The organism is Apibacter sp. ESL0432 (assembly GCF_019469225.1).
GTDB lineage: Bacteria > Bacteroidota > Bacteroidia > Flavobacteriales > Weeksellaceae > Apibacter.
In genome coordinates this window covers 1,284,041-1,306,164 of the sequence record NZ_CP048266.1, presented here as the reverse complement: position 1 = coordinate 1,306,164, position 22,124 = coordinate 1,284,041, and the positions used below count along the sequence as shown (strand labels likewise).

23 protein-coding genes are annotated in these 22,124 nt (G+C 30.9%); 12 read left to right on the top strand and 11 right to left on the bottom strand.

The genetic code is table 11. The features are described from left to right. Positions 1–27: 27 nt before the first annotated feature. The 8 genes from GYM73_RS05515 to GYM73_RS05480 form a co-directional block, all read right to left on the bottom strand. Positions 28–549, bottom strand: coding sequence for an NAD(P)H-dependent oxidoreductase (locus GYM73_RS05515; protein ID WP_160543119.1), 522 nt, complete (start codon positions 547–549; stop codon positions 28–30). Between the two features lie 303 nt (positions 550–852). Then, positions 853–2,505 carry a DNA repair protein RecN gene (gene recN / locus GYM73_RS05510; protein ID WP_220233216.1) on the bottom strand — a complete coding sequence of 551 codons (1,653 nt, stop codon included), beginning with the start codon at positions 2,503–2,505 and terminating at the stop codon, positions 853–855. A 6-nt stretch (positions 2,506–2,511) separates the two neighbouring features. Next, entirely contained in the window at positions 2,512–3,420 is a 909-nt protein-coding gene (locus GYM73_RS05505; protein ID WP_220233215.1) for a DUF4835 family protein, read from the bottom strand. A gap of 3 nt (positions 3,421–3,423) precedes the next feature. Further along, positions 3,424–4,632 carry a bifunctional phosphopantothenoylcysteine decarboxylase/phosphopantothenate--cysteine ligase CoaBC gene (gene coaBC, locus GYM73_RS05500; RefSeq protein ID WP_220233214.1) on the bottom strand — a complete coding sequence of 403 codons (1,209 nt, stop codon included), beginning with the start codon at positions 4,630–4,632 and terminating at the stop codon, positions 3,424–3,426. Between the two features lie 15 nt (positions 4,633–4,647). Beyond that, complete coding sequence (locus tag GYM73_RS05495; protein WP_160543115.1) at positions 4,648–4,965, bottom strand: DNA-directed RNA polymerase subunit omega; 318 nt, start codon at positions 4,963–4,965, stop codon at positions 4,648–4,650. A gap of 21 nt (positions 4,966–4,986) precedes the next feature. Next, a complete protein-coding gene (locus GYM73_RS05490; protein ID WP_220233213.1) occupies positions 4,987–5,868 on the bottom strand; it encodes an outer membrane protein assembly factor BamD in 882 nt (293 codons plus the stop codon). Positions 5,869–5,988: 120 nt separating this feature from the next. Then, positions 5,989–6,876 carry a 4-hydroxy-tetrahydrodipicolinate synthase gene (dapA, locus tag GYM73_RS05485; RefSeq protein ID WP_220233212.1) on the bottom strand — a complete coding sequence of 296 codons (888 nt, stop codon included), beginning with the start codon at positions 6,874–6,876 and terminating at the stop codon, positions 5,989–5,991. Between the two features lie 114 nt (positions 6,877–6,990). After that, on the bottom strand, positions 6,991–8,025 hold the full coding sequence (locus GYM73_RS05480) for an acyl-CoA reductase (protein WP_220233211.1): 1,035 nt from the start codon (positions 8,023–8,025) through the stop codon (positions 6,991–6,993). 65 nt (positions 8,026–8,090) lie between these two features. Between GYM73_RS05480 and GYM73_RS05475 the strand changes: the two genes are divergently transcribed. The 5 genes from GYM73_RS05475 to GYM73_RS05455 all read left to right on the top strand — a co-directional run bounded on the left by GYM73_RS05475 (position 8,091) and on the right by GYM73_RS05455 (position 11,858). Next, on the top strand, positions 8,091–8,441 hold the full coding sequence (locus GYM73_RS05475) for a 4Fe-4S dicluster domain-containing protein (RefSeq protein ID WP_105297776.1): 351 nt from the start codon (positions 8,091–8,093) through the stop codon (positions 8,439–8,441). Positions 8,442–8,502: 61 nt separating this feature from the next. After that, on the top strand, positions 8,503–9,567 hold the full coding sequence (serC, locus tag GYM73_RS05470) for a 3-phosphoserine/phosphohydroxythreonine transaminase (RefSeq protein WP_220233210.1): 1,065 nt from the start codon (positions 8,503–8,505) through the stop codon (positions 9,565–9,567). 22 nt (positions 9,568–9,589) lie between these two features. After that, positions 9,590–10,543 carry a D-2-hydroxyacid dehydrogenase gene (locus tag GYM73_RS05465; RefSeq protein WP_220233209.1) on the top strand — a complete coding sequence of 318 codons (954 nt, stop codon included), beginning with the start codon at positions 9,590–9,592 and terminating at the stop codon, positions 10,541–10,543. A gap of 63 nt (positions 10,544–10,606) precedes the next feature. Continuing rightward, positions 10,607–11,284, top strand: a complete 678-nt coding sequence (locus tag GYM73_RS05460) for a DUF1015 family protein (protein ID WP_220233208.1) — start codon at positions 10,607–10,609, stop codon at positions 11,282–11,284. Continuing rightward, the gene (locus GYM73_RS05455) at positions 11,253–11,858 is read left to right on the top strand and encodes a DUF1015 family protein (RefSeq protein ID WP_220234365.1); all 606 of its coding nucleotides are present in this window, start codon (positions 11,253–11,255) and stop codon (positions 11,856–11,858) included. Before GYM73_RS05460 ends, GYM73_RS05455 begins: the two co-directional genes overlap by 32 nt. Positions 11,859–11,933: 75 nt before the next feature. Here GYM73_RS05455 and GYM73_RS05450 read toward each other — a convergent pair whose 3' ends face one another. The 3 genes from GYM73_RS05450 to GYM73_RS05440 form a co-directional block, all read right to left on the bottom strand. Further along, positions 11,934–12,554, bottom strand: coding sequence for a DUF4230 domain-containing protein (locus tag GYM73_RS05450; RefSeq protein ID WP_105297772.1), 621 nt, complete (start codon positions 12,552–12,554; stop codon positions 11,934–11,936). Positions 12,555–12,687: 133 nt separating this feature from the next. Then, positions 12,688–13,245: a hypothetical protein gene (locus GYM73_RS05445; protein ID WP_166003925.1), complete on the bottom strand. Its 558-nt coding sequence runs from the start codon at positions 13,243–13,245 to the stop codon at positions 12,688–12,690. 273 nt (positions 13,246–13,518) lie between these two features. Continuing rightward, positions 13,519–15,063 carry a bifunctional response regulator/alkaline phosphatase family protein gene (locus tag GYM73_RS05440; protein ID WP_160543106.1) on the bottom strand — a complete coding sequence of 515 codons (1,545 nt, stop codon included), beginning with the start codon at positions 15,061–15,063 and terminating at the stop codon, positions 13,519–13,521. Between the two features lie 57 nt (positions 15,064–15,120). On the opposite strand from GYM73_RS05440, the gene GYM73_RS05435 reads away from it, so the two are divergent. From GYM73_RS05435 to sucD, 7 genes are read left to right on the top strand one after another with little or no spacing between them, the layout of a single operon-like run. Next, positions 15,121–16,350 (top strand): HD domain-containing protein, encoded by a 1,230-nt coding sequence (locus GYM73_RS05435; protein ID WP_220233207.1) that lies wholly within the window; start codon positions 15,121–15,123, stop codon positions 16,348–16,350. A 41-nt stretch (positions 16,351–16,391) separates the two neighbouring features. Beyond that, on the top strand, positions 16,392–17,411 hold the full coding sequence (gene lpxD, locus GYM73_RS05430) for a UDP-3-O-(3-hydroxymyristoyl)glucosamine N-acyltransferase (protein WP_220233206.1): 1,020 nt from the start codon (positions 16,392–16,394) through the stop codon (positions 17,409–17,411). Positions 17,412–17,436: 25 nt separating this feature from the next. After that, positions 17,437–18,840: a bifunctional UDP-3-O-[3-hydroxymyristoyl] N-acetylglucosamine deacetylase/3-hydroxyacyl-ACP dehydratase gene (locus GYM73_RS05425; protein WP_166003921.1), complete on the top strand. Its 1,404-nt coding sequence runs from the start codon at positions 17,437–17,439 to the stop codon at positions 18,838–18,840. A 4-nt stretch (positions 18,841–18,844) separates the two neighbouring features. Beyond that, positions 18,845–19,633, top strand: coding sequence for an acyl-ACP--UDP-N-acetylglucosamine O-acyltransferase (gene lpxA / locus GYM73_RS05420; RefSeq protein WP_105297766.1), 789 nt, complete (start codon positions 18,845–18,847; stop codon positions 19,631–19,633). Between the two features lie 33 nt (positions 19,634–19,666). Then, entirely contained in the window at positions 19,667–20,233 is a 567-nt protein-coding gene (efp, locus tag GYM73_RS05415) for an elongation factor P (RefSeq protein ID WP_105297765.1), read from the top strand. A gap of 49 nt (positions 20,234–20,282) precedes the next feature. Next, on the top strand, positions 20,283–21,194 hold the full coding sequence (locus tag GYM73_RS05410) for a UDP-3-O-(3-hydroxymyristoyl)glucosamine N-acyltransferase (protein WP_105297764.1): 912 nt from the start codon (positions 20,283–20,285) through the stop codon (positions 21,192–21,194). 35 nt (positions 21,195–21,229) lie between these two features. Further along, positions 21,230–22,102 carry a succinate--CoA ligase subunit alpha gene (gene sucD, locus GYM73_RS05405; RefSeq protein ID WP_220233205.1) on the top strand — a complete coding sequence of 291 codons (873 nt, stop codon included), beginning with the start codon at positions 21,230–21,232 and terminating at the stop codon, positions 22,100–22,102. Positions 22,103–22,124 lie beyond the last annotated feature (22 nt).

Below are 22,124 nucleotides of genomic sequence, written 5' to 3'. Positions count from 1 at the left end.
CGGAAAGATTTTTTTATGCGATGAATTTTATAAGCCTTTTATAAAGGATATATATTCGTCTATGCTTTTATCCAAAGTACCATTATCAGCTGCATAATAAGAATTATATAACATATAATATCCCCTAAAATTCGAACTAACGTAGGCTGCCGTAAGTTTAATAGGCAAAATTAAATCTTCCAAATTCAGATTTTTATTATCTTTAAGATCGTCTTCACTTATACCGGCAGACAATGCTAATGCTATTTTTTTATCTTTTAATTTATCCCCTTTAGATCCATAGGCCCAGCCATAAGTAAATACCTCATCAATCCATCGTTTTATTAAACCGGGTACATTAAACCAATATATTGGATATTGTAAAATTAAGTTTTCATGGTTTTCAATTAACTTTTGTTCTTTTTGAACATCAATTTTATAATCCGGATATTCATAGCAAAGATTATGAACTGTAAAATCTTTCGGATATTTTTTTAATTCTTCGGACCATCTTTTATGAATTATCGATTGATTTAAATTGGGGTGACCATTAATAATTAATGTTTTCATCTTTTTTAATTTGATTATAGTTTTTATAAATTATATATTGTAATCATTGTAAATATATTAATTTAAAATCAAATTTAATATAATTATGAATCAATATTTGCTAAAAAATAAATAGATGAATAATTTTGATTTCAATAATTATTAGTACTTAACCAATATAAATAAATGTAATATGAAAAATAAAGAAGTATAAATGATTATACTTAAAATAGTGTATATTTTAAACTTTTGAATAAAAAAGGAAATCAGACTATATTTTTAGTAAGTAAGGATTAATTCAAAATGTGACTAAAAAACTTGAAATTATTTCAATAATTCAATAGCTTGTTTTCTTGCGTTTTCTGTAATATCAGAACCGCTTATTAACTGAGCAATTTCCTCAATCCTTTCCTCATGATTCAGTAAACGTATTTGAGTTTGTGTTTCCCCCGATTTTTCCGTTTTTTCGACCTTAAATTGACTGTTTCCTTTTGCTGCGACTTGAGGCAAATGAGTAATGGCAATTAATTGCATGGTTGAAGCCATTTGTTGCATTAATTTTCCCATTTCGTTAGCAATACGTCCTGAAACCCCCGTATCAATTTCATCAAGAATTAAAGTAGGCAATGCTTCTTTTTCAGACATAATTTTTTTTATTGCCAACATAACGCGAGATCGTTCACCTCCCGATATGGCTTTAGCTATAGGCTGTAAGGACATGCCGGCATTAGCGGAAAATAAAATATTGAAGATATCTGTACCGTTTGCAGTAAATTGATCTGTTTTTTGTATGGAAATTTCAATTTTAGATTTTTCCATTCCTAAATGTGAAAGAATAGTGAGTATTTTGTTTTCTAATTCAGGTACATGTGTCTTTCTTTTAGTATGAAGATCCTGAGCCCATTTAGTAAGTTCTGAAGAAAGTGTTTTTATAGTATCTAGACAGGCATGGATTTGATTTTCCAAATTCATCAAATCAGAGGTATCTTTAGATAAAGAATCTCTAATTTGTTTTAATTCCTCTATAGTGGTTACTTTATGCTTCGCATATAAAGAATGAATTAAATCAACTTTTTTAGTAAGATCTTCATAACGCAGCGGATTGAAGTCTAATCTTTCAAGGAAAAACTCGGATTCTGTTGAAATATCTTGTAATTCCAACTTAACGCTGCTGATTCTTTCAGATAATTTCATTAAATCCCCTGAATATTGCGAGCCTTTATCCATGCGCGAAGATACTTCACGTAATTGATTTAAAATCCCTATCTCATCATTATCTAAGATTTGTTTAACTTCAGTTAAGATTTGAGCTAAATATTCTGAATTTTTCAATAAATTCAGTTCATTTTCCATTTCAACAAAATTGATGGAATCTAATTGAGCCGTATTTAACTCTTCTAATAAATAGTTTTTATAATCAACTTCTTCATTACCTAAAAGTAATTTATCCTTTAACGAGGTAAGCCTCGAATTTTCAAATACGTATTTTTGATAAACATTTTGATACTCTTTCAAATCTAAAGTTGCACCGGAATAAGTATCCAATATATGTAATTGATATTTTTCATTCATCAGATCCGAAGTATCAAATTGAGAATGAATATCAATAAGTTTTTCAGTTAGCGAATGTAATACAGATAGGGTAACCGGAGTATCATTAATGAAAGCTCTAGATTTACCTGAAGGTAAAATTTCTCTTCTAATAATAGTAATAGGATCGAAATCCAATTCATTTTGAATAAAAAAGTCAGAAAATAGTTCGCGATCAAGAGTGAATTCCGCTTCAACAAAGCATTTTTCATCAGCATTTTTCAAAGATTTGTAATCTGCCCGCTCGCCTAAAACTAATTTTAATGCTCCCAGAATTATGGATTTACCGGCACCGGTTTCGCCTGTAACAGTTATCATACCGGAAGGAAAGTCAATATCCAGGATATCTATCAACGCATAATTACGAATTGATAAATGAGATAGCATAAATTTCTAATTTTTAATTTTATTCCAGTATTCGTTACTGTTGATTGGATTGATTTTTTGTAACAGAGTTTTCAATTCTGAAATGTTCATTGAAGTAACCGGAGTTCCGCCAGAAAATATATTGGCTATTTCTTCACGTTTTGCAGTTAAGAAAAGATCTAAAGGATAAAACTGATAATTGGAAGAATATTCATTTAATTTCATTAAATAAGTAGCAATGTGAGTTTTAGCTTGTAATTCATTCGAAGACATTACATCTAATCCTAAACGATGATAGTTATAAGAAATATTTCTTAACATTTTTGCTTTATCATTTATTAGATAGGAAATAAGAGATCCTCGGGTTCTAGGACCGTCAAAAGTATTCCACCCGTTGTATCCTTGATTAATGGAATTATCTGCAATTTTTTGAGCTTTATCAAAGTATTCATTTCCTCCGTATCGTGAAAATGTGTCTGCGTCATATCCTAAGATCATATAAATATAATAGGCAATAACATCAGTTAAATTTTTTCCGCTGAATCGGGTTTCATTAAATACTAAATTTTCGGATTCTAGATAATTAAAGGTAAAATCGGTATCTTGATAATTTAATACGGGTGTGATATAAGACGAATTATAAACCGGTCTGCTGGATTGAATTAATAAGGTAGCTTTAAATTTATCTGTTGAAATTCGTTCCTCAATAATAATTCCGAACGAACATTTAATTCGTTCCTGCACAGATAATTTTTTACCCTGAACCCAATCCGTATTGTTGATAAATTCTTTTAAATCTTTTTTCAAGGTAGTAAAAACTTGATTGTTTGATCCTTGAACTTTACTGAAATCGATATTAACATCAGCCAATAATTGTTGGCAAGCAGCAAACAAAGGTAAAAATAGCAATAGAGTAATTAAAGATATATGTTTCATAAATCAGGTTTTAATTCTTTCATGAATAGATTTTAAAATATTTTCAGCAACTTTTTCTTTGGTTTGAAGATCAAAATACTCTATACCTCCCTTGTTATCTAAAATAGTTATTTTATTGGTATCGTAAGAAAACCCTGCGCCTTTATCCTGTAAAGAATTTAAAACAATCATATTCAAATTCTTTTTGTTCAATTTAGTAAGAGCATTTTCTTCTTCATTATTCGTTTCAAGAGCAAATCCCACTAAAAATTGGTTACTTTTGGTTTTACCTAACTCTAAAAGTATATCTTTATTTTTTAATAAGGGTAAAGAAAATGATTCTTCATTTTTCTTAATTTTAGTTTTAGATACAGTTTCTGGTCTATAATCGGCTACAGCTGCGGCCATAATAACAATATCTGTACTCTGATAATGTTCTGTTACTTTTTGATACATTTCTTCAGAAGACATAACATCTATTCTTTTAATAGAAGAATAATGAGAGAGTTTTTGACAGGTAGGACCGGATACTAAGGTAACTTCAGCCCCTAATTTTTCGGCTGCTTTAGCTATTTCAAAACCCATTTTACCTGAAGAATGATTGCCTATAAAACGTACCGGATCAATAGGTTCATAGGTAGGACCGGCAGTGATCAATAGTTTCTTTTTATAAAAAATTAACTCTTTTCGTATATAATTTTCAATAAAGTCTAAAATTTCTTCCGGCTCTGCCATTCTTCCTTCACCTTCCAATCCACTGGCAAGTTCGCCCTTATTTGGAGGTATTAAAATATCTCCTTTTTGTTGAAGTTTCTTAATGTTTTCCTGATTGTATGGATTTTTATACATATCCAAATCCATTGCAGGAGCAAAAAAAACTGTGTTTTTTGCTGACAAATATGTTGCTAAAGCTAGATTATCAGCTTCGGCACTGGCCATTTTAGACAATGTATTGGAGGTAGCAGGTGCTACCACTAAATAATCGGCATGTAATGCTAAATCTACATGGTTGTTCCATTCTCCGGTGTTACCTTCAAAAAATTGAGTATATACCGGTTTTTTGGAAAGAGTCGATAAAGTTAAGGGAGTAATAAAATTATGGGCCTTATGGGTCATAATTACCTGCACTTCACAACCTCTTTTCATGAAAAGCCTTACAAGGGAAGCAGTTTTATAAGCAGCTATGCCACCTGTAATAATTAAAACGATCTTTTTCCCTTCTAAAACCGACATTTGAAAAAATGGATATTAGGCGTCTGTTTTTCTAAAATATACTTCGTTATCTAACCATTCTTGAATGGCAATTAACGTTGGTTTAGGCAATCTTTCGTAATATTTAGAAACTTCGATTTGTTCTCTGTTTTCGAATACTTCATCTAAAGAATCGCTATTAGAAGCAAATTCATCCAATTTTTGGTTTAAATCATTTTTAATGAAGGTATTGATTTGTTCAGCTCTTTTACCTATGATTACTATGGCTTCATAAATGTTACCTACTTTACTTTCAATTTGTTGTCTGTTGAAAGTAATGGTTGTGTTGGGTGCATTTAATTCTTTTAAATTCATATTTTGATGGTGTATAATTAGTTAACTTATTTTATTTTTTCGCTCTTTTTCTGCTGATTTTAGTTTATCTTCTGATTGATCTTTTGCGTCATTAATGCTTTTTTCTTTGTTCTGATATACAATTCTGGCATTTTCCAATCGATTATTCAATCTTTTAGCTTCGTCCAAATATTCAGATTTTGGAAATAATTTGCAAAAGTTGTTATATGAATTAACCGCATCATTGATCCGTTCATTTTGCAATCTATGAATGGAATTAACTGCTAATTCAGTTTTTGCTCTTAAAGAATAAATTAAGATATCCTCACGTAATTTAGTATCCGGAAAATCGCTTAATACATTGTCAAAAGAAATAATAGCGGCTTTATATTCTGTTACTTTATATAAAGTTTTAGCATTTTCAAAGGCTTTCTTTTCCAACTTTCTTGTCAAATCGTCCATCATTCGGTTGCATTCTGCAATCTTATCCGAGTTTGGATATGTGTCGATATAAAGTTGTAGTTCTTTTAACGCATCACGAGTATTTGTTTGATCCAAATTATAATCAGGAGAGTCTGCATAATAACAATAGGCAGCCATAAATGCAGCTTCATCCGCTCTTGAATCTTTAGGATACGACATTACAAAATTTTTAAACTGATGAGCCGCAAGTCTGTAGTTTTTATCCAGGTAATTCAAATAAGCTGTTCGATAAGAAACTTCAGGAGCTTCATCTGTTCCTACTATAAATTTGTTTGCATACTCGTATAAGCTAATGGCTTGAGAATATTTTTTTCTTTGTTCATATTCTTCAGCAACCTTTAATATCAAGTCTTTATCAGTACTTTTCAAAGCTTGATTTAATCTTCTCTCACAACTAATTAAAAGGAGAAATGACAAACCTAGTAGAGGTATTTTTTTCATCTAACTACAAAATTACATCTTTTTATAATTTAAAACAAATAAATAACATTTATTGATATAAATGATACCTAAAAGTAAACAGCTAATAAATAGGTCGATAAACCCTTATTGCAATAAAATTTAAGCTAAGATGGATAGGTTTTCTAATTCTTTTTCTATTTTTTCAATGAGATTAGAAGACGCAGGAGTCAATGGTAAACGTGTATAGGGTTTACAAATTCCTTTAAGAGATAATAATGCTTTTATACCGGAAGGGTTACCTTCAGCAAAGATAAGTTCAAACAGTTTTTTAATTTTATAATGAATTTTATACGCATCATCGACTTTCCTTTCTAATGCCAGTTGCATCATTTGAGAAACTTCATGGGGAAGAGCTTGACCTAAAACAGATATAACTCCCAAACCTCCTGCTAAAACCATAGGTAAAGCCAATTCATCATCTCCGGAAATCACCATAAAATCCGATGGTTTATCTTTAATAATCTGTGTGGATTGTAAAAAGTTTGGGCTTGCTTCTTTAATTCCCAAAATATTTGAGCAGTCTTGAGCTAATCGTAGGGTTGTTGCAGCTTCAATGTTAGAGCCGGTTCTCCCGGGAACATTATATAGTAATATAGGTTTGTTGCTGTTTTCTGCTATGCTTTTATAGTGAAGGTAAATTCCTTCTTGGGAAGGTTTATTGTAATAAGGAGAAACGGAAAGTATTGCCGTAAAATCTTCCAGATCGGTTGTACGAACTTGATGTAATATATCTGCCGTATTATTTCCCCCTATACCCAAAACCAAAGGTAATCTCTTGTTGTTACTCTTTTTTACGCAATCAATTACCTGTTTTTTTTCTTCTGAGTTTAAAGTAGCATTTTCGGCAGTAGTACCCAAAATTACTAGGTAATTGGTACCGCCTTCAATATTGTAATTTACTAATTTTTCTAAGGATGGAAAATCAACCGTCCCATCTTCGCAAAAAGGTGTAATCAAGGCCACACCTAATCCTTGTAATGATTTCATAAGAGTAACAATTTTGTCTTTATACTATAAAAAGTAAAAATACTATTAATTATTGAAATATGTAAAAAAATGAATGATAGATATAACTATTTTATGGCCTTAAAAATAAGCATCTTACAAATTCGATAAGAAGTCTAAAGTATCAACGCCATCTGCATAATCATCTATTTTAGGATTTTGGGCCTGTCCGGGAGCTACAGTTTTAAATTGTTGATAAGGTTGAGCACTCACTACGCATTGTAGAGAATCGGCATGCTGAGAGATAAATTTTTCAAGTTCTGAGTCATCCGAATATGTACTGTAATATAGAGTGCCTATAGGACTAAATAAATTTCGTGATTCTTTCAATAGTATAAAGTTATTGTCCCAAAACAGTTCTTGATTCATTAGATAAATCGCTTTATTATAATCGTAATTATTCGAATATTTGGTATGATTAATACAATCTTGATAGGAAATAAAAACTTCGAAGAGTTTATTAATATCATAATTCTCTGGAATGAAAAGTTGAGTAACACTTCTGCATCCTAAACCAAAATAAGAAAATACATCATCAGCCAGGCCGTGCAAATCTTCTTTCGATTCATTCCCATTAAGTATAGCGATTGAAGTTCTATTTTTACGTATTATATGCGGTATATCTTTAAAATAATATTCAAAATACCTGGCAGTATTGGTAGTTCCGGTAGTAATAACCGCATCACAAGGAGGAAGTTTATCTACCCATTCAAATTCCAATTCTTCACAAAATTCTTTCCATAAGTTAAGTATAAAAGGGATAAGAACAGAGTCTTTAGATGATAATTTTATTTTTGCCTGATGCCCTGCCAGCAAAGTACTGATACAGTCGTGAAATCCAACCATAGGTATATTACCCGCTAATACCAATCCAATTTTTTTAGATTCTTCGGATTTTATTGTATAGTTAGATAACCATTGGGTTAGTATTTCTTCAGTAAGAACATTATTCCAATAATTTAAAACCGAAAGAATGCTGTTTTCAGTAAACCAAGGGTTTTTTATCTCAGCAAGAGAGATACTATTTTTAAATTCGGAATATGTTGGGGATTCCGCCCGGTTTTTAGTAAGAAATTGATCTAAAATATTTCTTACGGCAGCTAACGACTTTATTCTTTGATTTAAACTCATTTTTACTTATGATAAATGTGAAAAAAATTGTATAATTTTGCACAAAAGTAAATTAAAATTAAATAATGGCTATAAAAATTACGGATGAATGTATAAATTGTGGAGCTTGTGAGCCGGAATGTCCTAATAATGCAATATATGAAGGAGCTGTTGACTGGAAACTGTCTGAAGGAACAGGTTTAACCGGTATGGTAGTTACGAAAAGTGGTCTTTCAATTGATGCGGATGCTCCTCAAAAACCTATATCTGACGATATTTATTATATAGTTGCTGACAAATGTACAGAATGCGTAGGGTTTCATGAAGAACCCCAGTGTGCTGCTGTATGTCCTGTCGATTGTTGTGTTCCGGATGATGCTCATGTTGAAAGTAATGAAGAACTACACGCTAAAAAAGATTTTTTACATCCTTCTTAAAAGAAGTTGTACGCATTTACTTTATTTCTCAATAAGATAAAAACATTATATTTATTAAATAATGAAAAAATATAACTTTAGTGCAGGACCTTCTACTTTACCGGAAGAAGTTATTCAACAAGCCTCTCAGGCTATATTGGATTTTAATAATAACGGGATCTCTTTAATTGAAATATCTCATAGAAGTAAAGATTTTATAGCTATCATGGAAGAAGCTAGATCGCTAGCTAAGAAATTAATGAAGTTGGATGATAATCATGAAGTTTTATATTTACAAGGAGGAGCCAGTTTGCAATTTTCTATGGTTCCCTATAATCTGCTTAAATCGAAAGCGGCTTATATTGACAGTGGAAATTTTGCATCTATGGCAATTAAAGAAGCAGAAAAAATCGGTAATATAGAAGTTGTTGCCTCATCTAAACAAGATAAATATACCTATATTCCTAAAGATTATGTGGTACCCTCTGATGCTGATTATTTACATATAACCACTAATAATACGGTTTACGGAACAGAAATAAAAACATTTCCTGATACTGATATACCTTTAGTATGTGATATGTCATCGGATATTTTAAGCAGGAATATCGATTATAATAAATTTGCTGTATTGTATGCAGGTGCTCAAAAAAATCTTGGTCCGGCAGGAGTTACGCTGGTTGTTGTGGATAAAAGATTTTTGGGAAAAACAGGAAGAAATTTACCTTCTTATTTAGATTATGAAGTTCATATTGCCAAAGAAAGCATGGCTAATACTCCACCCGTTTTTGCAGTGTACACCACCTTATTAAATTTACGCTGGTTGGAGAAACAAGGAGGAACAGAAGGCATTGAGAAAAAAAATAAAGAAAAGGCGGAAGTGTTATATAATGAAATCGATCGAAATCCGTTATTTAGAGGTGTTTGTGTGAAAGAAGACAGATCGCCTATGAATGTATGTTTCTTTTTGAACGATGAAGAAAAACATAAAGCCCGATTTGATCAAATGTGGAAAGATGCAAATATTGTAGGTGTGGGAGGATACAGAACAGTAGGAGGATACAGAGCCAGCATTTACAATGCCATGCCTTTAGAGGGGGTACAAGTGTTAGTTAATGTTATGAAAGAACTTGAAAAAACCGCTTAAAAATTAATTTAAAAGTATTACAATGAAAATATTACCTAACGATGGCATTTCTTTATCTGCGATCGAATTTTTAGAAAAAGAAGGACATGAAGTTTTAAACCATAAAGTTGCTCAAGAACAATTAGCTAACTTTATAAATGAGAACAACATTGATGTATTATTAGTTAGAAGTGCTACTCAGGTTCGAAAAGAACTGATAGATCAGTGTCCGTCAATAAAAATTATTGGTAGAGGAGGAGTAGGCATGGACAATATAGATGTACAATATGCCAAAGAAAAAGGAATTCATGTAATTAATACTCCGGCTGCATCTTCCAGATCTGTCGCAGAATTGGTGTTTGCACATATGTTTAGCCTATACAGATATTTGCAAGATTCTAATCGTAACATGCCTTTAGAAGGAGACACGAATTTTGCAGCATTAAAAAAGTCTTATTCAGGAGCTATGGAGCTTGGAGGTAAAACTTTAGGAGTTATCGGTTTCGGACGAATCGGGGTGGAAGTTATCAAAATAGGATTGAGTTTAGGAATGAAAATATTGGTTTCTGATGTAAATGACATCACTAAAACTATTACATTGGATTTCTTTGACGGTCAACAAGTTCATTTTGAAATATCCACAGTTCCAATGGAAGAAGTCATTAAAAATTCTGATGTTATTTCTGTCCATATTCCTAAACAAAATAAATATATAATTGGCGAAGCAGAACTTAATAAAATGAAGCCTAATGCAATTATTGTGAATGCTTCAAGAGGGGGGATTATCGATGAAGTTGCCTTAATTAATGCCTTAAATGAAGATAAAATATTCGGAGCAGCATTAGATGTTTTTGAAAAAGAACCTAAACCGGAAATTACTTTATTAATGAACCCTAAACTATCTTTATCTCCACATATAGGAGGAAATACCAAAGAAGCTCAAGAAAGGGTAGGTATGGAATTAGCTGATCAAATTATTGAATTAGCAAAAAAATAGTATTGTTAACAATATACATTAAAAATTTTATTTAGTTCTTACATTGTTCTTAAATGGTCTTATATGTTAAGTTTTAAACCTTTTAAAGGAATACATGCTAAAGAGGAAGATATCAAAGATTTTCCCATGTATTCACCGGATATATATTCTGATGAGCAAATAAGAATGAAACTAAGAGGCAAAACTCCTTCTTATATCGATCTTATTAAACCGATTTTTTTCAAAGGAGAAAGTCCTTTGGAAAATCGTTTAAAAAAGATAAGAAAAAGGTATGAGGATTATGTGAAAGACAATTTGCTTGATCATGATCCTGCCTCATTTTATATTTATGAGCAGAAAAAAAAATCCGGAGAAACCTTTAGAGGAGTTATAGGATTAATCTCTGTGGATGATTTTGAAGGAAAAAATATAAAAGTACCTTCGCCTACTAATGAAACAAAAGTCAATGGATTTACCCAATTTTTAGATACCACCTATTTGCAAACTAATCCAATATTACTTTGTTATGAATCCAATTCCAAAATAGAGATATTAATGGATTTAGAAATGAAAAGTAAACCATTTATCCATTTTGAGGATGAAATGGAGGTTTCACATAGGTTATGGAGAATAGATAACCGATTAAAGTTATCACAATTTAAAGACGTTGTTTCCAATTTGCCTTCTTTATATTTAGCCGATGGATATTACCGGTTGATGGGAGCTATAAATCACTCAGACAAGATTAAAGATAAAAAGTAAAACTAAAAATTTCTTATTTGACCAAAACCATCAAGTATTATCTTTATTAGTTTCTGGTCAAAACTTAAAAATTATAGAATATAATAGATTAATAAAATCACTAAACGGGTTAACAAAAAAAGATATTTTCTCAAAACTGGAAGAACATTTTACTATTAATTATAAAGGCAAAGAACCCTATTTTCCCTCACATAAACATCATATAAGCATGTACATGGACGGAGAGTTTTTTGGTTTATACATTAAACACGAATTTAGGGGAATGAAGGAAGGATTAGGTACTATTGATACGTATTTATTTAATACCTTTATCTTAGAAAGGATTTTTAATATAAAGGATTCCACACAAGAAATGAATTTAGTATCTTATATAAAAGGTTCCAACGGTATTGAAGGGATAAAAAAAATAAAAGAAGAAGTAGATAAGGGTGATTTTACTATAGGATTTGGTTTTTATCCTCCTTCATTTTCCGACTTACAAAAAGTATTGGAATTAGGAGAAAAATTACCCGATAAAATTACCTATATTGAACCTAAATTTCCTACGGGTTTGATCATGGTAAACATGAAATAAATAATAATAAATTATTATAATCAAAATTCATATCCATGAGTCGATGGATAAAATTTTGTAATTATCCAAACTCAATTAATCTTTCATTGATTGTATTTGACCGGCATAAGGGGTGTCATCAATAATTTTCCAATTATTAAGTTTTACCATGTTATACAATTCTTTCAGATTGGAAATTAATTGTTTTTTAGCTAAAGATTGTATATTAGATTTTTGAACTTCTTTAGTTATATCTTTTTTCCCTTCTTCCATTACTTCATTAAGTTCAGATTTTGAAAAATCATTTAAAAAACCGGTTTCCATATTATAAATTTCAACATCTGGATATACATGTAATTCGGGATCGGGTATTGACAAAATATGTACTGTTTTATGAGCTGAATCTACCTCAATTTTCATCTTTTTCATATCATACGTTACTTGAGCCATGGCAGTAATGTACAATACAATATTTTTATTTAGAAAATCAAAATATTTAGGATTAAAATTATTATACTTTTTAGTCTTAAATGAAGAATAATTTTGTTCAATAACAATCATTTTATTCAAACGCTGAATTTCATGATTTATAATTCTGGTTTCAGATTTTACATTTTCTTTACCCGATTGTCTTAAAATAAATATAAATAGTAATAAACCTAAGATTAAAAATACTATGGATATAAAATATTTTTTTAAAAATTTAAGGATTATCATTATATATTTTTTAGTGTTAATAATAGTGCATAAATCATGCAAAAAGATAATAAAATAAAAAGAGTTTAAGGCGTGAATGGAATAATTTTTATGTAGGATTTTTATTTGATTTAAACAATAGTATATTAATATACTATTGTTTAAATTCTTTTCCGGTAAGAATTTTGTATAAATCTAATTCCAGGGATTCTTTTGGAGATTCAACTATTCTGCCAATTTCTATATCGCTACGTTTCGGGTTATGATTGGCTTTATAGAGTATAAAAGTCGGTATACTAACTATATTCTTTTGATTTTGTTCGCCATACAAACTCTCTTTTTTACGATTTAAAGCATAAAGTTTTAATTTTCTTTGAGGATAATTGGTTACATCCAGGATTTTTAAAAATCGAGGAAGTTGCTCATGAGTGTCGCTGCACCAAGTTCCAAAATATATTTCAATTTTATATATTTTTATTTTATTTTTTATTTTATTTATAACATTACGATCAGGAACATAGGAATTATATTCGTCTGTATACCATGAATTAAAATCAGATTGTTTCAAGGCATCTCTAGTTATTTGACCAAATAAAATGGTTTCTCCTTCCGGATCGGTTAGCTTTTTATTAACAATCATTTTATCGGATGTTCTACAACTTATAAGTATAGTTAAAATAAATATAAAAATAAGGGATTGTTTTAACTTCATATAAATATAATTTTGGTAAATATACAAATCTCCGCCTATTATCTTAAAAAGAATAGTTCAAACATTTAATATAACATAATTTCACAAAATTTAATTTACGAACACCAATAATATAAAATACAATATTTAAATATTTAATTATGTAGAATCAAACATTAAAATAAATAATAAAAGATAATGCTTACAAGTTTATCATAAATAATTAAATATATTGTTCGTATGTTAAATGTTGTTAGTTCAAGCAACAGCGTTTAGATGAGATATTATAATTGTTTACTCCAAAACAGCTATGGGAATAATCATTTCCTCAAGTGAAATCCCACCATGCTGGTAAGTATCTTTATAGTAATTAACATAATGATTATAATTTTTTGGATAAGCGAAAAACTTGTTTTCTTTAGCAAAAATATATTTTGAGTTTAAGTTAACTTTTGGTAAAAAATAATCCTCCGGATCACTCACCGCAAAAACATCTTTTTCATCGTATTGTAGGTTTTTTCCTAATTTATATCTAAGATTGGTGGATGATTCTTTATCGCCGATTACTTTACTAGGTTTTTTCACATAAATGGTCCCATGATCGGTTGTAATGATCAATTTAAATCCTTCCTCAGCGGCGGATTGAATAATTTTTAATAAACTTGAATTTTCAAACCAGGTATAAGTTAAAGATCGGAACGTTTTGTCATCCCTGATTAATTCATTGACAATATTATTGTTGGTTTTCGCGTGAGAAAGAATATCTATAAAGTTATAAACGATAGTAATAAAATCTGCATTACTGCTGTGATGTTTAAATTCATCAGAAATTTTTTTCTCAAATTCAGCATTTAAAATTTTAAAATATTTATTTCTGATATTTTTTAGACCTAAACGCTGAAGCTGAGCAGTTAATAATTCACTCTCATATTGATTTTTATGTTCTTCATCATTCTCGCCTATCCAATATTGAGGAAATTTTTTTTCAATCTCTAAAGGTAATAAACCGGCAAAAAAAGAATTTCTTGCATATTGAGTAGCTGAAGGAAGAATGCTGAAATAGGATTTCTCAGTTACAGAATTAAAATATTTAGAAAATAAAGGTTCAATAATTTTCCATTGATCATAACGCAAATTATCGATCATTAAAAGCAAAACCTTTTTATGTTTGTTAATAACCGGTCTAACGACATCATTAAATGCAGTATGAGACATGATCGGTTTTTGTTCAGAATGCAACCAATCATGATAATTATTTTCTATAAACTTTGCAAACAAACTATTTGCTTCATCCTTTTGATTACTTAAAATAGCACTCATTTCAACATCGGAAAGTTTATCAAAACTAATATCCCATTGAATAAGTTTTAAATAAAGTTGTATCCAATCTTCATACGATTGAGCATACATTAAGTCCATTGAAATCTTTCGAAATTCCTGTTGATAATTTTGAACCGTTTTTTTCTCGATTATCTCATCGCTTTTAAGTATTTTCTTTAAACTTATCAATACTTGATTGGGATTAACAGGCTTAAGGATATAATCTGTGATTTTTTCGCCAATGGCTTCTTCCATAATATCTTCAGCTTCATTTTTCGTTACCATAATTACAGGTAAATTCGATTTTATTTCCTTAATCTTTTGTAGAGCTTCTAAACCGCCAATACCGGGCATATTTTCATCAAGCAGAACTGCGTCAAAATTGTTTATGGGAATCAGTTCTAAGGCCTCAGCTGCATTGTTGACATAAATAACCTCATATCCTTTGTTTTTTAAAAAAATTATATGAGGTTCCAATAGTTCTATTTCGTCATCAATCCATAATATTTTTTTACCCATGCCTATATAGTTATTTATTTACATTAATTTTGCATTAATGTACAAAAAATATGCCTATTGGAAAAAATAAATAAGAGGAAAATTTTTAATGATCCGGTATTAGGATTTGTTTCCATATCCGATGATTTATTATTTGATATCATTGAACATCCCTATTTTCAGAGGTTACGACGGATATCTCAAACAGGCTTAAGCTATTATGTTTATCCCGGTTCTACACATTCGAGATTCCTACATGCCTTAGGGTGTATCAATTTAATGCAAATTACCCATAAAGTTCTTAAAGATAAAGGCGTTAAAATTTCTAAAGAAGAAGAAAGAGCCTCTTTAATAGCTATATTATTACATGATATAGGACATGGACCCTTTTCTCATGCACTAGAATCAACATTGTTGGAAGGAATACATCACGAAAAACTTTCAATCACTTTTATGAAATTATTAAATGAGGAATTTAATAATGAATTATCATTAGCAATTGATATTTTTTTAAATAAATATTCTCGTAAATTTTTCCATCAATTAATTTCAAGTCAAATAGATTTAGATCGATTGGATTATCTAAAAAGAGATAGTTTCTTCACCGGAGTTTCTGAAGGGAATGTAAATTCAGAAAGGATAATAACTATGATGAATGTAGTTAATGATGAGTTGGTAATTGATGGTAAAGGAATCTATTCAATAGAGAAATACTTGACATCAAGAATGTTTATGTATTGGCAGGTATATTTTCATAAAACATCGGTAACTGCCGAAATATATTTAATTGAAGCTTTAAAAAGAGCCAAACAATTGGTAAAAAAAGGTAAAAATGTTCCTTCTTCCGATGTTTTGCAATATTTTTTGGAAAAATCTGACTTTATTGAAATTAACAAAATGGATTTGGAGAAATTTGCACAGCTTGATGATTCAGATGTAATTTCAGCTTTGAAATTATGGCAGTCTCACGAAGACAAAACATTGAGTTTATTAAGTCAATTCATTATTCAAAGAAAATTACCCTCATCACTTATAATTTCAGAACCTATTTCAAATGAAAAAGTAGAACAAATAAAAAATGAAGTTAAAAAATTATATTCCATAGAAGATGCAGGGTATTTTGTACACCAAAAAGAATTAAGTGTATTAGCTTACAACGATACCAAAGACCCGATCAAATTACTTTTAAAAAATGGGGAAATTTTGGAATTACAAAAAGCAGATAATCAAGTCTTAGTTAAAGATTTAAGAAAGAAAATAACTCGTTATCATTTATGTATACCCAGAGAAATTAGTGGTGTTAAATAAAGATTTTTATAATCATAATAAAATGTTTACATTTGCCAATCATGGAATTTAGCGCTGAACAAGTAGCAAATTTAGTAAATGGGGTTATAAAAGGTAACCCCCAGGAAAAAGTATCTTATATATCTAAAATAGAAGATGGTAAGCCTGGCACCATAACCTTTTTAGGAGGAGAAAAATATCAGGAATATTTAAAAGATACCAAAGCTTCTATTGTTATTATATCAAAAGAACTATTACCGAAGGACATTTCCAATTTACCAACTATTATTGTTGTGGAAAATGCATATTCAGCTTTCAATAAATTATTGACTATTTATAATGAGATGAAAATAAAAAAACAGGGTATTGAAAGTCCTGTATTTTTATCTCAATCTGCAACTTTATTGGAAGATGTTTATGTAGGGGCATTTGCTTATATATCAAATCATGTAAAAATAGGTAACAATACTAAAATTTACCCTCATGTATTCATAGGTGAAAATGTTAGTATCGGAGATAATTGTTACTTAGGTCCTGGAGTTAAAATTTATGATGATTGCGTTATAGGAAATAATTGTTCTATTCATGCAGGAACTATAATAGGAGGAGACGGTTTTGGATTTCAGCCAACAAGCGAAGGATACGAAAAAGTACCCCAATTAGGTAATGTTATTATTGAAGATAATGTAGAAGTAGGATCGAATTGTTCTATTGACCGAGCCACCATAGGATCAACAATAATCAAAAAAGGAGTTAAATTAGATAATTTAATACAAGTGGCACATAATGTAGTAATTGGAGAACATACAGTTATAGCAGCTCAAGCAGGTATAGCAGGTTCTTCAAAATTAGGAAAATGGAGTATGATCGGTGGACAGGTGGGAATTTCCGGACATCTAAATGTAGGAAATAGAGTTATAGTTCAAGCACAAAGCGGGATAACTAATGATGTAGAAGATGACCAAAGACTATTCGGTTCTCCTGCAATACAATATTTAAAATATCAAAAAAGTTTTATATACTTTAAAAAACTTCCTGAAATAGTCAATAGATTAGAGAAGTTAGAAAAAGGTAAAAAGTAAATCTTTAACTAGTAATTTATATAAAATGTCAGATAAGCAAAAGACACTTAAACAGGAGTTTACATTAAAAGGAAAAGGTTTGCATACAGGTAAAGAAGTTGTCATGACAATTAAACCTGCACCTGTAAACACAGGATTTATTTTTGTTAGGGTGGATTTGGAAGGGCAACCTACTATTGAAGCTGATGCAACCTATGTGACTTCTACTGAAAGAGGTACCGTTTTAGAAAAAAAAGGAGTAAAAATACATACTTGTGAACATGTATTAGCTGCATTAACCGGAATGGATTTGGACAATGCATATATTGAGATGGATAGTTCAGAACCTCCTATTATGGATGGCTCATCTAAATTTTTTGTAGAAGCTATTGAAGAAGCGGGTGTAGTTGAACAAGAAGCAAACAGAGAATACTTCACAATAAAAGAAATAATTTCTTACACAGATCCGGAAACAGGTTCAGAGATTACTGCAATACCTTCCGATCACTTTGAAGTAGCAACTATGGTAGATTTTGGTACGAAAGTATTGGGAACACAAAATGCTACCATGAAAAGTATTCAAGATTTTAAATCAGATTTTGCCAATGCCAGGACCTTCAGTTTTCTTCATGAACTGGAAACCTTATTAGACTCCGGATTAATAAAAGGCGGAGATATTAATAATGCCATTGTTTATGTAGATAAAGAACTTTCCCCGGATACGCTGGATAAACTAAAAGTTGTATTTAATCAACCGGAAGTTAGTGTAAGACCTAACGGAATATTAGATAATGTGACCTTATACTATCCAAACGAAGCAGCCAGACATAAATTATTAGATGTCATTGGTGATTTAACCTTAGTAGGGGTTCGATTAAAAGCTAAAATTATAGCTACCAAGCCCGGACACCATTGCAATACACAGTTCGCAAAAAAATTAAATAAATTATATAAATTATTTAAAAGAAAAAATATACCGGAAATTGATTTGCAAAAAGAACCGGTATACGATATAAAAGATATCATGAGAATGCTTCCCCATCGTCCTCCATTTTTATTGGTGGATAAAATAATGGAAGTTGATGATAAACATATAATCGGAGTTAAAAACGTAACTATCAATGAACCTTTTTTTGTAGGTCACTTTCCTAATGAACCTGTTATGCCGGGAGTATTACAAATTGAAGCTATGGCTCAAACAGGAGGTATTTTTGTGCTCGAAAATGTAGATGATCCTCAAAATTACTCTACCTACTTGATTAAATTAGATAATGTGAAGCACAAAAGAAAGGTGATACCCGGAGATACCTTAATTTTTAAAATTGACTTATTAGAACCTATACGAAGAGGAATTGTACATATGCAAGGATATGGATACTGTAATGGACATATGGTTGTTGAAGCAGAAATGATGGCTCAAGTAGCGAAAACAAAAGAAGAGAAGGAGTAGAAAAATGATTCAACCATTAGCTTTTGTACATTCCGATGCAAAAATTGCAAAGAATGTTGTTATTGAACCATTTTCATCTATTTATAAAGATGTTGAAATTGGAGAAGGAACATGGATAGGCTCTAATGTCATTATTATGGAGGGAGCTAGAATTGGAAAAAATTGTAAAATATTTCCCGGAGCAGTAATTTCAGCAGAACCTCAAGATTTAAAATATAAAGGTGAAAAATCTTTAACGATTATAGGAGATAACACTGTACTGAGAGAATGCGTTACTGTAAGTAGAGGTACTTCAGATAAAATGAAAACAGTTATAGGTGAAAATTGTTTGATAATGGCTTATTCCCATATCGCCCATGATTGCGAAGTTGGGAATAACTGTATATTCTCTAATAATACCACCTTAGCAGGACACATAACTGTAGGAGATTACGTTGTTATGGCAGGAATGACAGCCGTACATCAATTTTGTTCCATCGGTAATCATGCATTTGTAACCGGAGGATCACTTGTAAGGAAAGATATTCCCCCTTTTGTAAAAGTAGCAAGGGATCCATTGTCCTATGTTGGTATTAATTCTGTAGGACTAAGAAGGAGAGGTTTCAGTTCCGATAAAATTGCGGAAATACAAAACATTTATCGAGTTATTTTTCAAAACAAATTGAATATCACACAGGCCTTATCAGTAGTAGAAGCTGAATTTGAGGCCACCCCTGAAAGAGATGAAATCATCCAATTTATACAATCAAGTATGAGGGGGGTAATGAGAGGATTTAACGCTCAAGGATTATAAAAATAGTAGTAAAAAAATTTAAATTATATACATATGGCTGGAATGGGAGATATAAAAAAGGGACTTTGTATCAATTTTAATGATGACATCTATAAAGTAATTGAGTTTTTACATGTTAAACCGGGTAAAGGCCCTGCTTTTGTAAGAACTAAATTAAAATCTTTAACATCAGGAAAAGTTGTTGATAATACCTTTTCAGCAGGTAGTAAAATAGAAGATGTAAAAGTTATTACTCGCAAATATCAATATTTATATGATGACGATCATGGTTTTCATTTCATGAACAACGACGATTTTTCTCAAATTTATATAGATAAAAATTTGATTGAAAACGCTCAATTTATGAAAGCAGGAGAGGAGGTTATGATTATCCTGAAAGAAGAAGATGAAACACCATTGTCAGCAGAATTGCCGGCAAGTGTTATCATGGAAGTAATAGAAGCAGAACCCGGCGTTAAAGGAAATACAGCTACCAATGCGCTTAAAAATGCAATCATTGAAACCGGAGCTAAGGTTTTAGTGCCCCTATTTATTGAGGCCGGTGAAAAAATAAAAATTAATACAGATGACGGCTCTTATATCGAAAGAGTAAAAGATTAGAAAAGATTAAATATATTCGTATATTTACCTATCATTTTTATTTAATATCATGAAATTTCCAAAATCATTTACACTAAAAAACATTGCATCAATTATAGGATGTGAATATATTGGAAAAGATGACTTTCCAATTTATGGAACTAACGAAATTCACCGCGTAAAAGAAGGAGAAATAGTTTTTGTAGACCATCCCAAATATTATGACAAAGCATTACGCAGCGAAGCAAGTGTAATTTTGATTAATAAAAAGGTTGAATGTCCGAAAAATAAAGCACTCCTTTTATCTGATGATCCTTTCAGAGATTTTAATAAAATCAATGATTATTTTGTAAAATTTACGCCTCAAAATAAGTTAATTTCCGATGACGTTCAAATTGGTACAAACACCGTCATACAACCGGGAGTATACATTGGTAAACATGTAAAAATTGGCAATGATTGTGTAATTTTTCCAAATGTTACCATACATGATTATACTGAAATAGGTAATAATGTCGTTATACAATCAGGAACGGTACTTGGAGGTGATGGCTTTTATTATAAAAACCGCGGAAGTTATTATGATCGATTGAAATCTGTAGGTAATGTTATAATAGAAGATAATGTTGAAATTGGTTCTAATTGTACCATCGACCGAGGGGTTACAGCTTCTACCATTATCGGTGAAGGTTCAAAATTGGATAATCTCATACAAGTGGGACATGATACCGTTATTGGAAGAAAATGTCTAATAGCATCTCAAGTAGGTATTGCCGGTTGTTGTAATATTCAAGATGAAGTGAGCATATGGGGACAAGCAGGATTTGCCTCTTCACTTACCGTGGGAGAAAAAGCTGTGATATTGGCACAATCGGGAGTTTCTAAAAATTTGGAAGCAGGAAAAACTTATTTTGGTTACCCTGCCGAAGAAGCTAAAAAGAAATTAAAAGAAATGGCTACACTCAAAAGATTAGCCAAATAAAAATTGAATTAATTATTCATCTTTAAATTATAGATATGTCTGTTTTGGTTGATAAAAATTCCAAAGTAATTGTTCAAGGATTTACAGGTAAAGAAGGTTCTTTTCATGCTGAACAAATGATTGAATACGGAACCCAAGTGGTTGGAGGAGTAACTCCGGGAAAAGGAGGAACTACCCATTTGGATAGACCTGTTTTCAATACAGTTAAGGAAGCCATCGACCAAACAGGGGCTAATACCTCCATCATATTTGTTCCCCCTGCGTTTGCTTCAGATTCGATAATGGAAGCAGCACAAGCCGGAATAAAAGTTATTATATGCATTACAGAAGGTATTCCCGTTGAAGACATGGTTCAAGTTAAAAATTATCTTAAATCGTACGATTGCACATTAATAGGCCCTAATTGTCCGGGAATTATATCTGCCGAAGAGGCAAAAGTTGGAATCATGCCCGGTTTTATTTTTAAAAAAGGAAAAGTCGGTATAGTTTCTAAATCAGGTACGCTAACCTATGAAGCTGCTGACCAAGTGGTTAAAGCCGGGTATGGCATTTCAACCGCAATTGGAATTGGTGGAGATCCTATCGTAGGAACATCTATTAAAGATGCCTTGCAACTACTTATCGAAGATAAAGATACAGAATGTATAGTTATGATAGGGGAAATTGGAGGTCAACTGGAAGTAGATGCGGCATTATGGTATAAATCTAATAATATAACCAAGCCTATTGTCGGATTTATTGCAGGAATTACTGCACCTAAAGGAAGAACTATGGGTCATGCCGGGGCTATTGTTGGAGGAGAAAATGATACAGCACAATCAAAAATGAAAATTTTGGCTGAATGCGGTATCCACGTTGTCAACTCTCCTGCAGATATAGGAAAAACGGTTGGCAAAATATTCGTTTAGGTATTTTTTGCACAGCAACAAA

Bases quoted from the DNA above. Each gene is read 5' to 3' on its own strand.
- GYM73_RS05515 (WP_160543119.1), bottom strand. From the start codon at position 549: ATGAAAACATTAATTATTAATGGTCACCCCAATTTAAATCAATCGATA.
- recN (WP_220233216.1), bottom strand. From the start codon at position 2,505: ATGCTATCTCATTTATCAATTCGTAATTATGCGTTGATAGATATCCTG.
- GYM73_RS05505 (WP_220233215.1), bottom strand. From the start codon at position 3,420: ATGAAACATATATCTTTAATTACTCTATTGCTATTTTTACCTTTGTTT.
- coaBC (WP_220233214.1), bottom strand. From the start codon at position 4,632: ATGTCGGTTTTAGAAGGGAAAAAGATCGTTTTAATTATTACAGGTGGC.
- GYM73_RS05495 (WP_160543115.1), bottom strand. From the start codon at position 4,965: ATGAATTTAAAAGAATTAAATGCACCCAACACAACCATTACTTTCAAC.
- GYM73_RS05490 (WP_220233213.1), bottom strand. From the start codon at position 5,868: ATGAAAAAAATACCTCTACTAGGTTTGTCATTTCTCCTTTTAATTAGT.
- dapA (WP_220233212.1), bottom strand. From the start codon at position 6,876: ATGAAATCATTACAAGGATTAGGTGTGGCCTTGATTACACCTTTTTGC.
- GYM73_RS05480 (WP_220233211.1), bottom strand. From the start codon at position 8,025: ATGAGTTTAAATCAAAGAATAAAGTCGTTAGCTGCCGTAAGAAATATT.
- GYM73_RS05475 (WP_105297776.1), top strand. From the start codon at position 8,091: ATGGCTATAAAAATTACGGATGAATGTATAAATTGTGGAGCTTGTGAG.
- serC (WP_220233210.1), top strand. From the start codon at position 8,503: ATGAAAAAATATAACTTTAGTGCAGGACCTTCTACTTTACCGGAAGAA.
- GYM73_RS05465 (WP_220233209.1), top strand. From the start codon at position 9,590: ATGAAAATATTACCTAACGATGGCATTTCTTTATCTGCGATCGAATTT.
- GYM73_RS05460 (WP_220233208.1), top strand. From the start codon at position 10,607: ATGTTAAGTTTTAAACCTTTTAAAGGAATACATGCTAAAGAGGAAGAT.
- GYM73_RS05450 (WP_105297772.1), bottom strand. From the start codon at position 12,554: ATGATAATCCTTAAATTTTTAAAAAAATATTTTATATCCATAGTATTT.
- GYM73_RS05445 (WP_166003925.1), bottom strand. From the start codon at position 13,245: ATGAAGTTAAAACAATCCCTTATTTTTATATTTATTTTAACTATACTT.
- GYM73_RS05440 (WP_160543106.1), bottom strand. From the start codon at position 15,063: ATGGGTAAAAAAATATTATGGATTGATGACGAAATAGAACTATTGGAA.
- lpxD (WP_220233206.1), top strand. From the start codon at position 16,392: ATGGAATTTAGCGCTGAACAAGTAGCAAATTTAGTAAATGGGGTTATA.
- GYM73_RS05425 (WP_166003921.1), top strand. From the start codon at position 17,437: ATGTCAGATAAGCAAAAGACACTTAAACAGGAGTTTACATTAAAAGGA.
- lpxA (WP_105297766.1), top strand. From the start codon at position 18,845: ATGATTCAACCATTAGCTTTTGTACATTCCGATGCAAAAATTGCAAAG.
- efp (WP_105297765.1), top strand. From the start codon at position 19,667: ATGGCTGGAATGGGAGATATAAAAAAGGGACTTTGTATCAATTTTAAT.
- GYM73_RS05410 (WP_105297764.1), top strand. From the start codon at position 20,283: ATGAAATTTCCAAAATCATTTACACTAAAAAACATTGCATCAATTATA.
- sucD (WP_220233205.1), top strand. From the start codon at position 21,230: ATGTCTGTTTTGGTTGATAAAAATTCCAAAGTAATTGTTCAAGGATTT.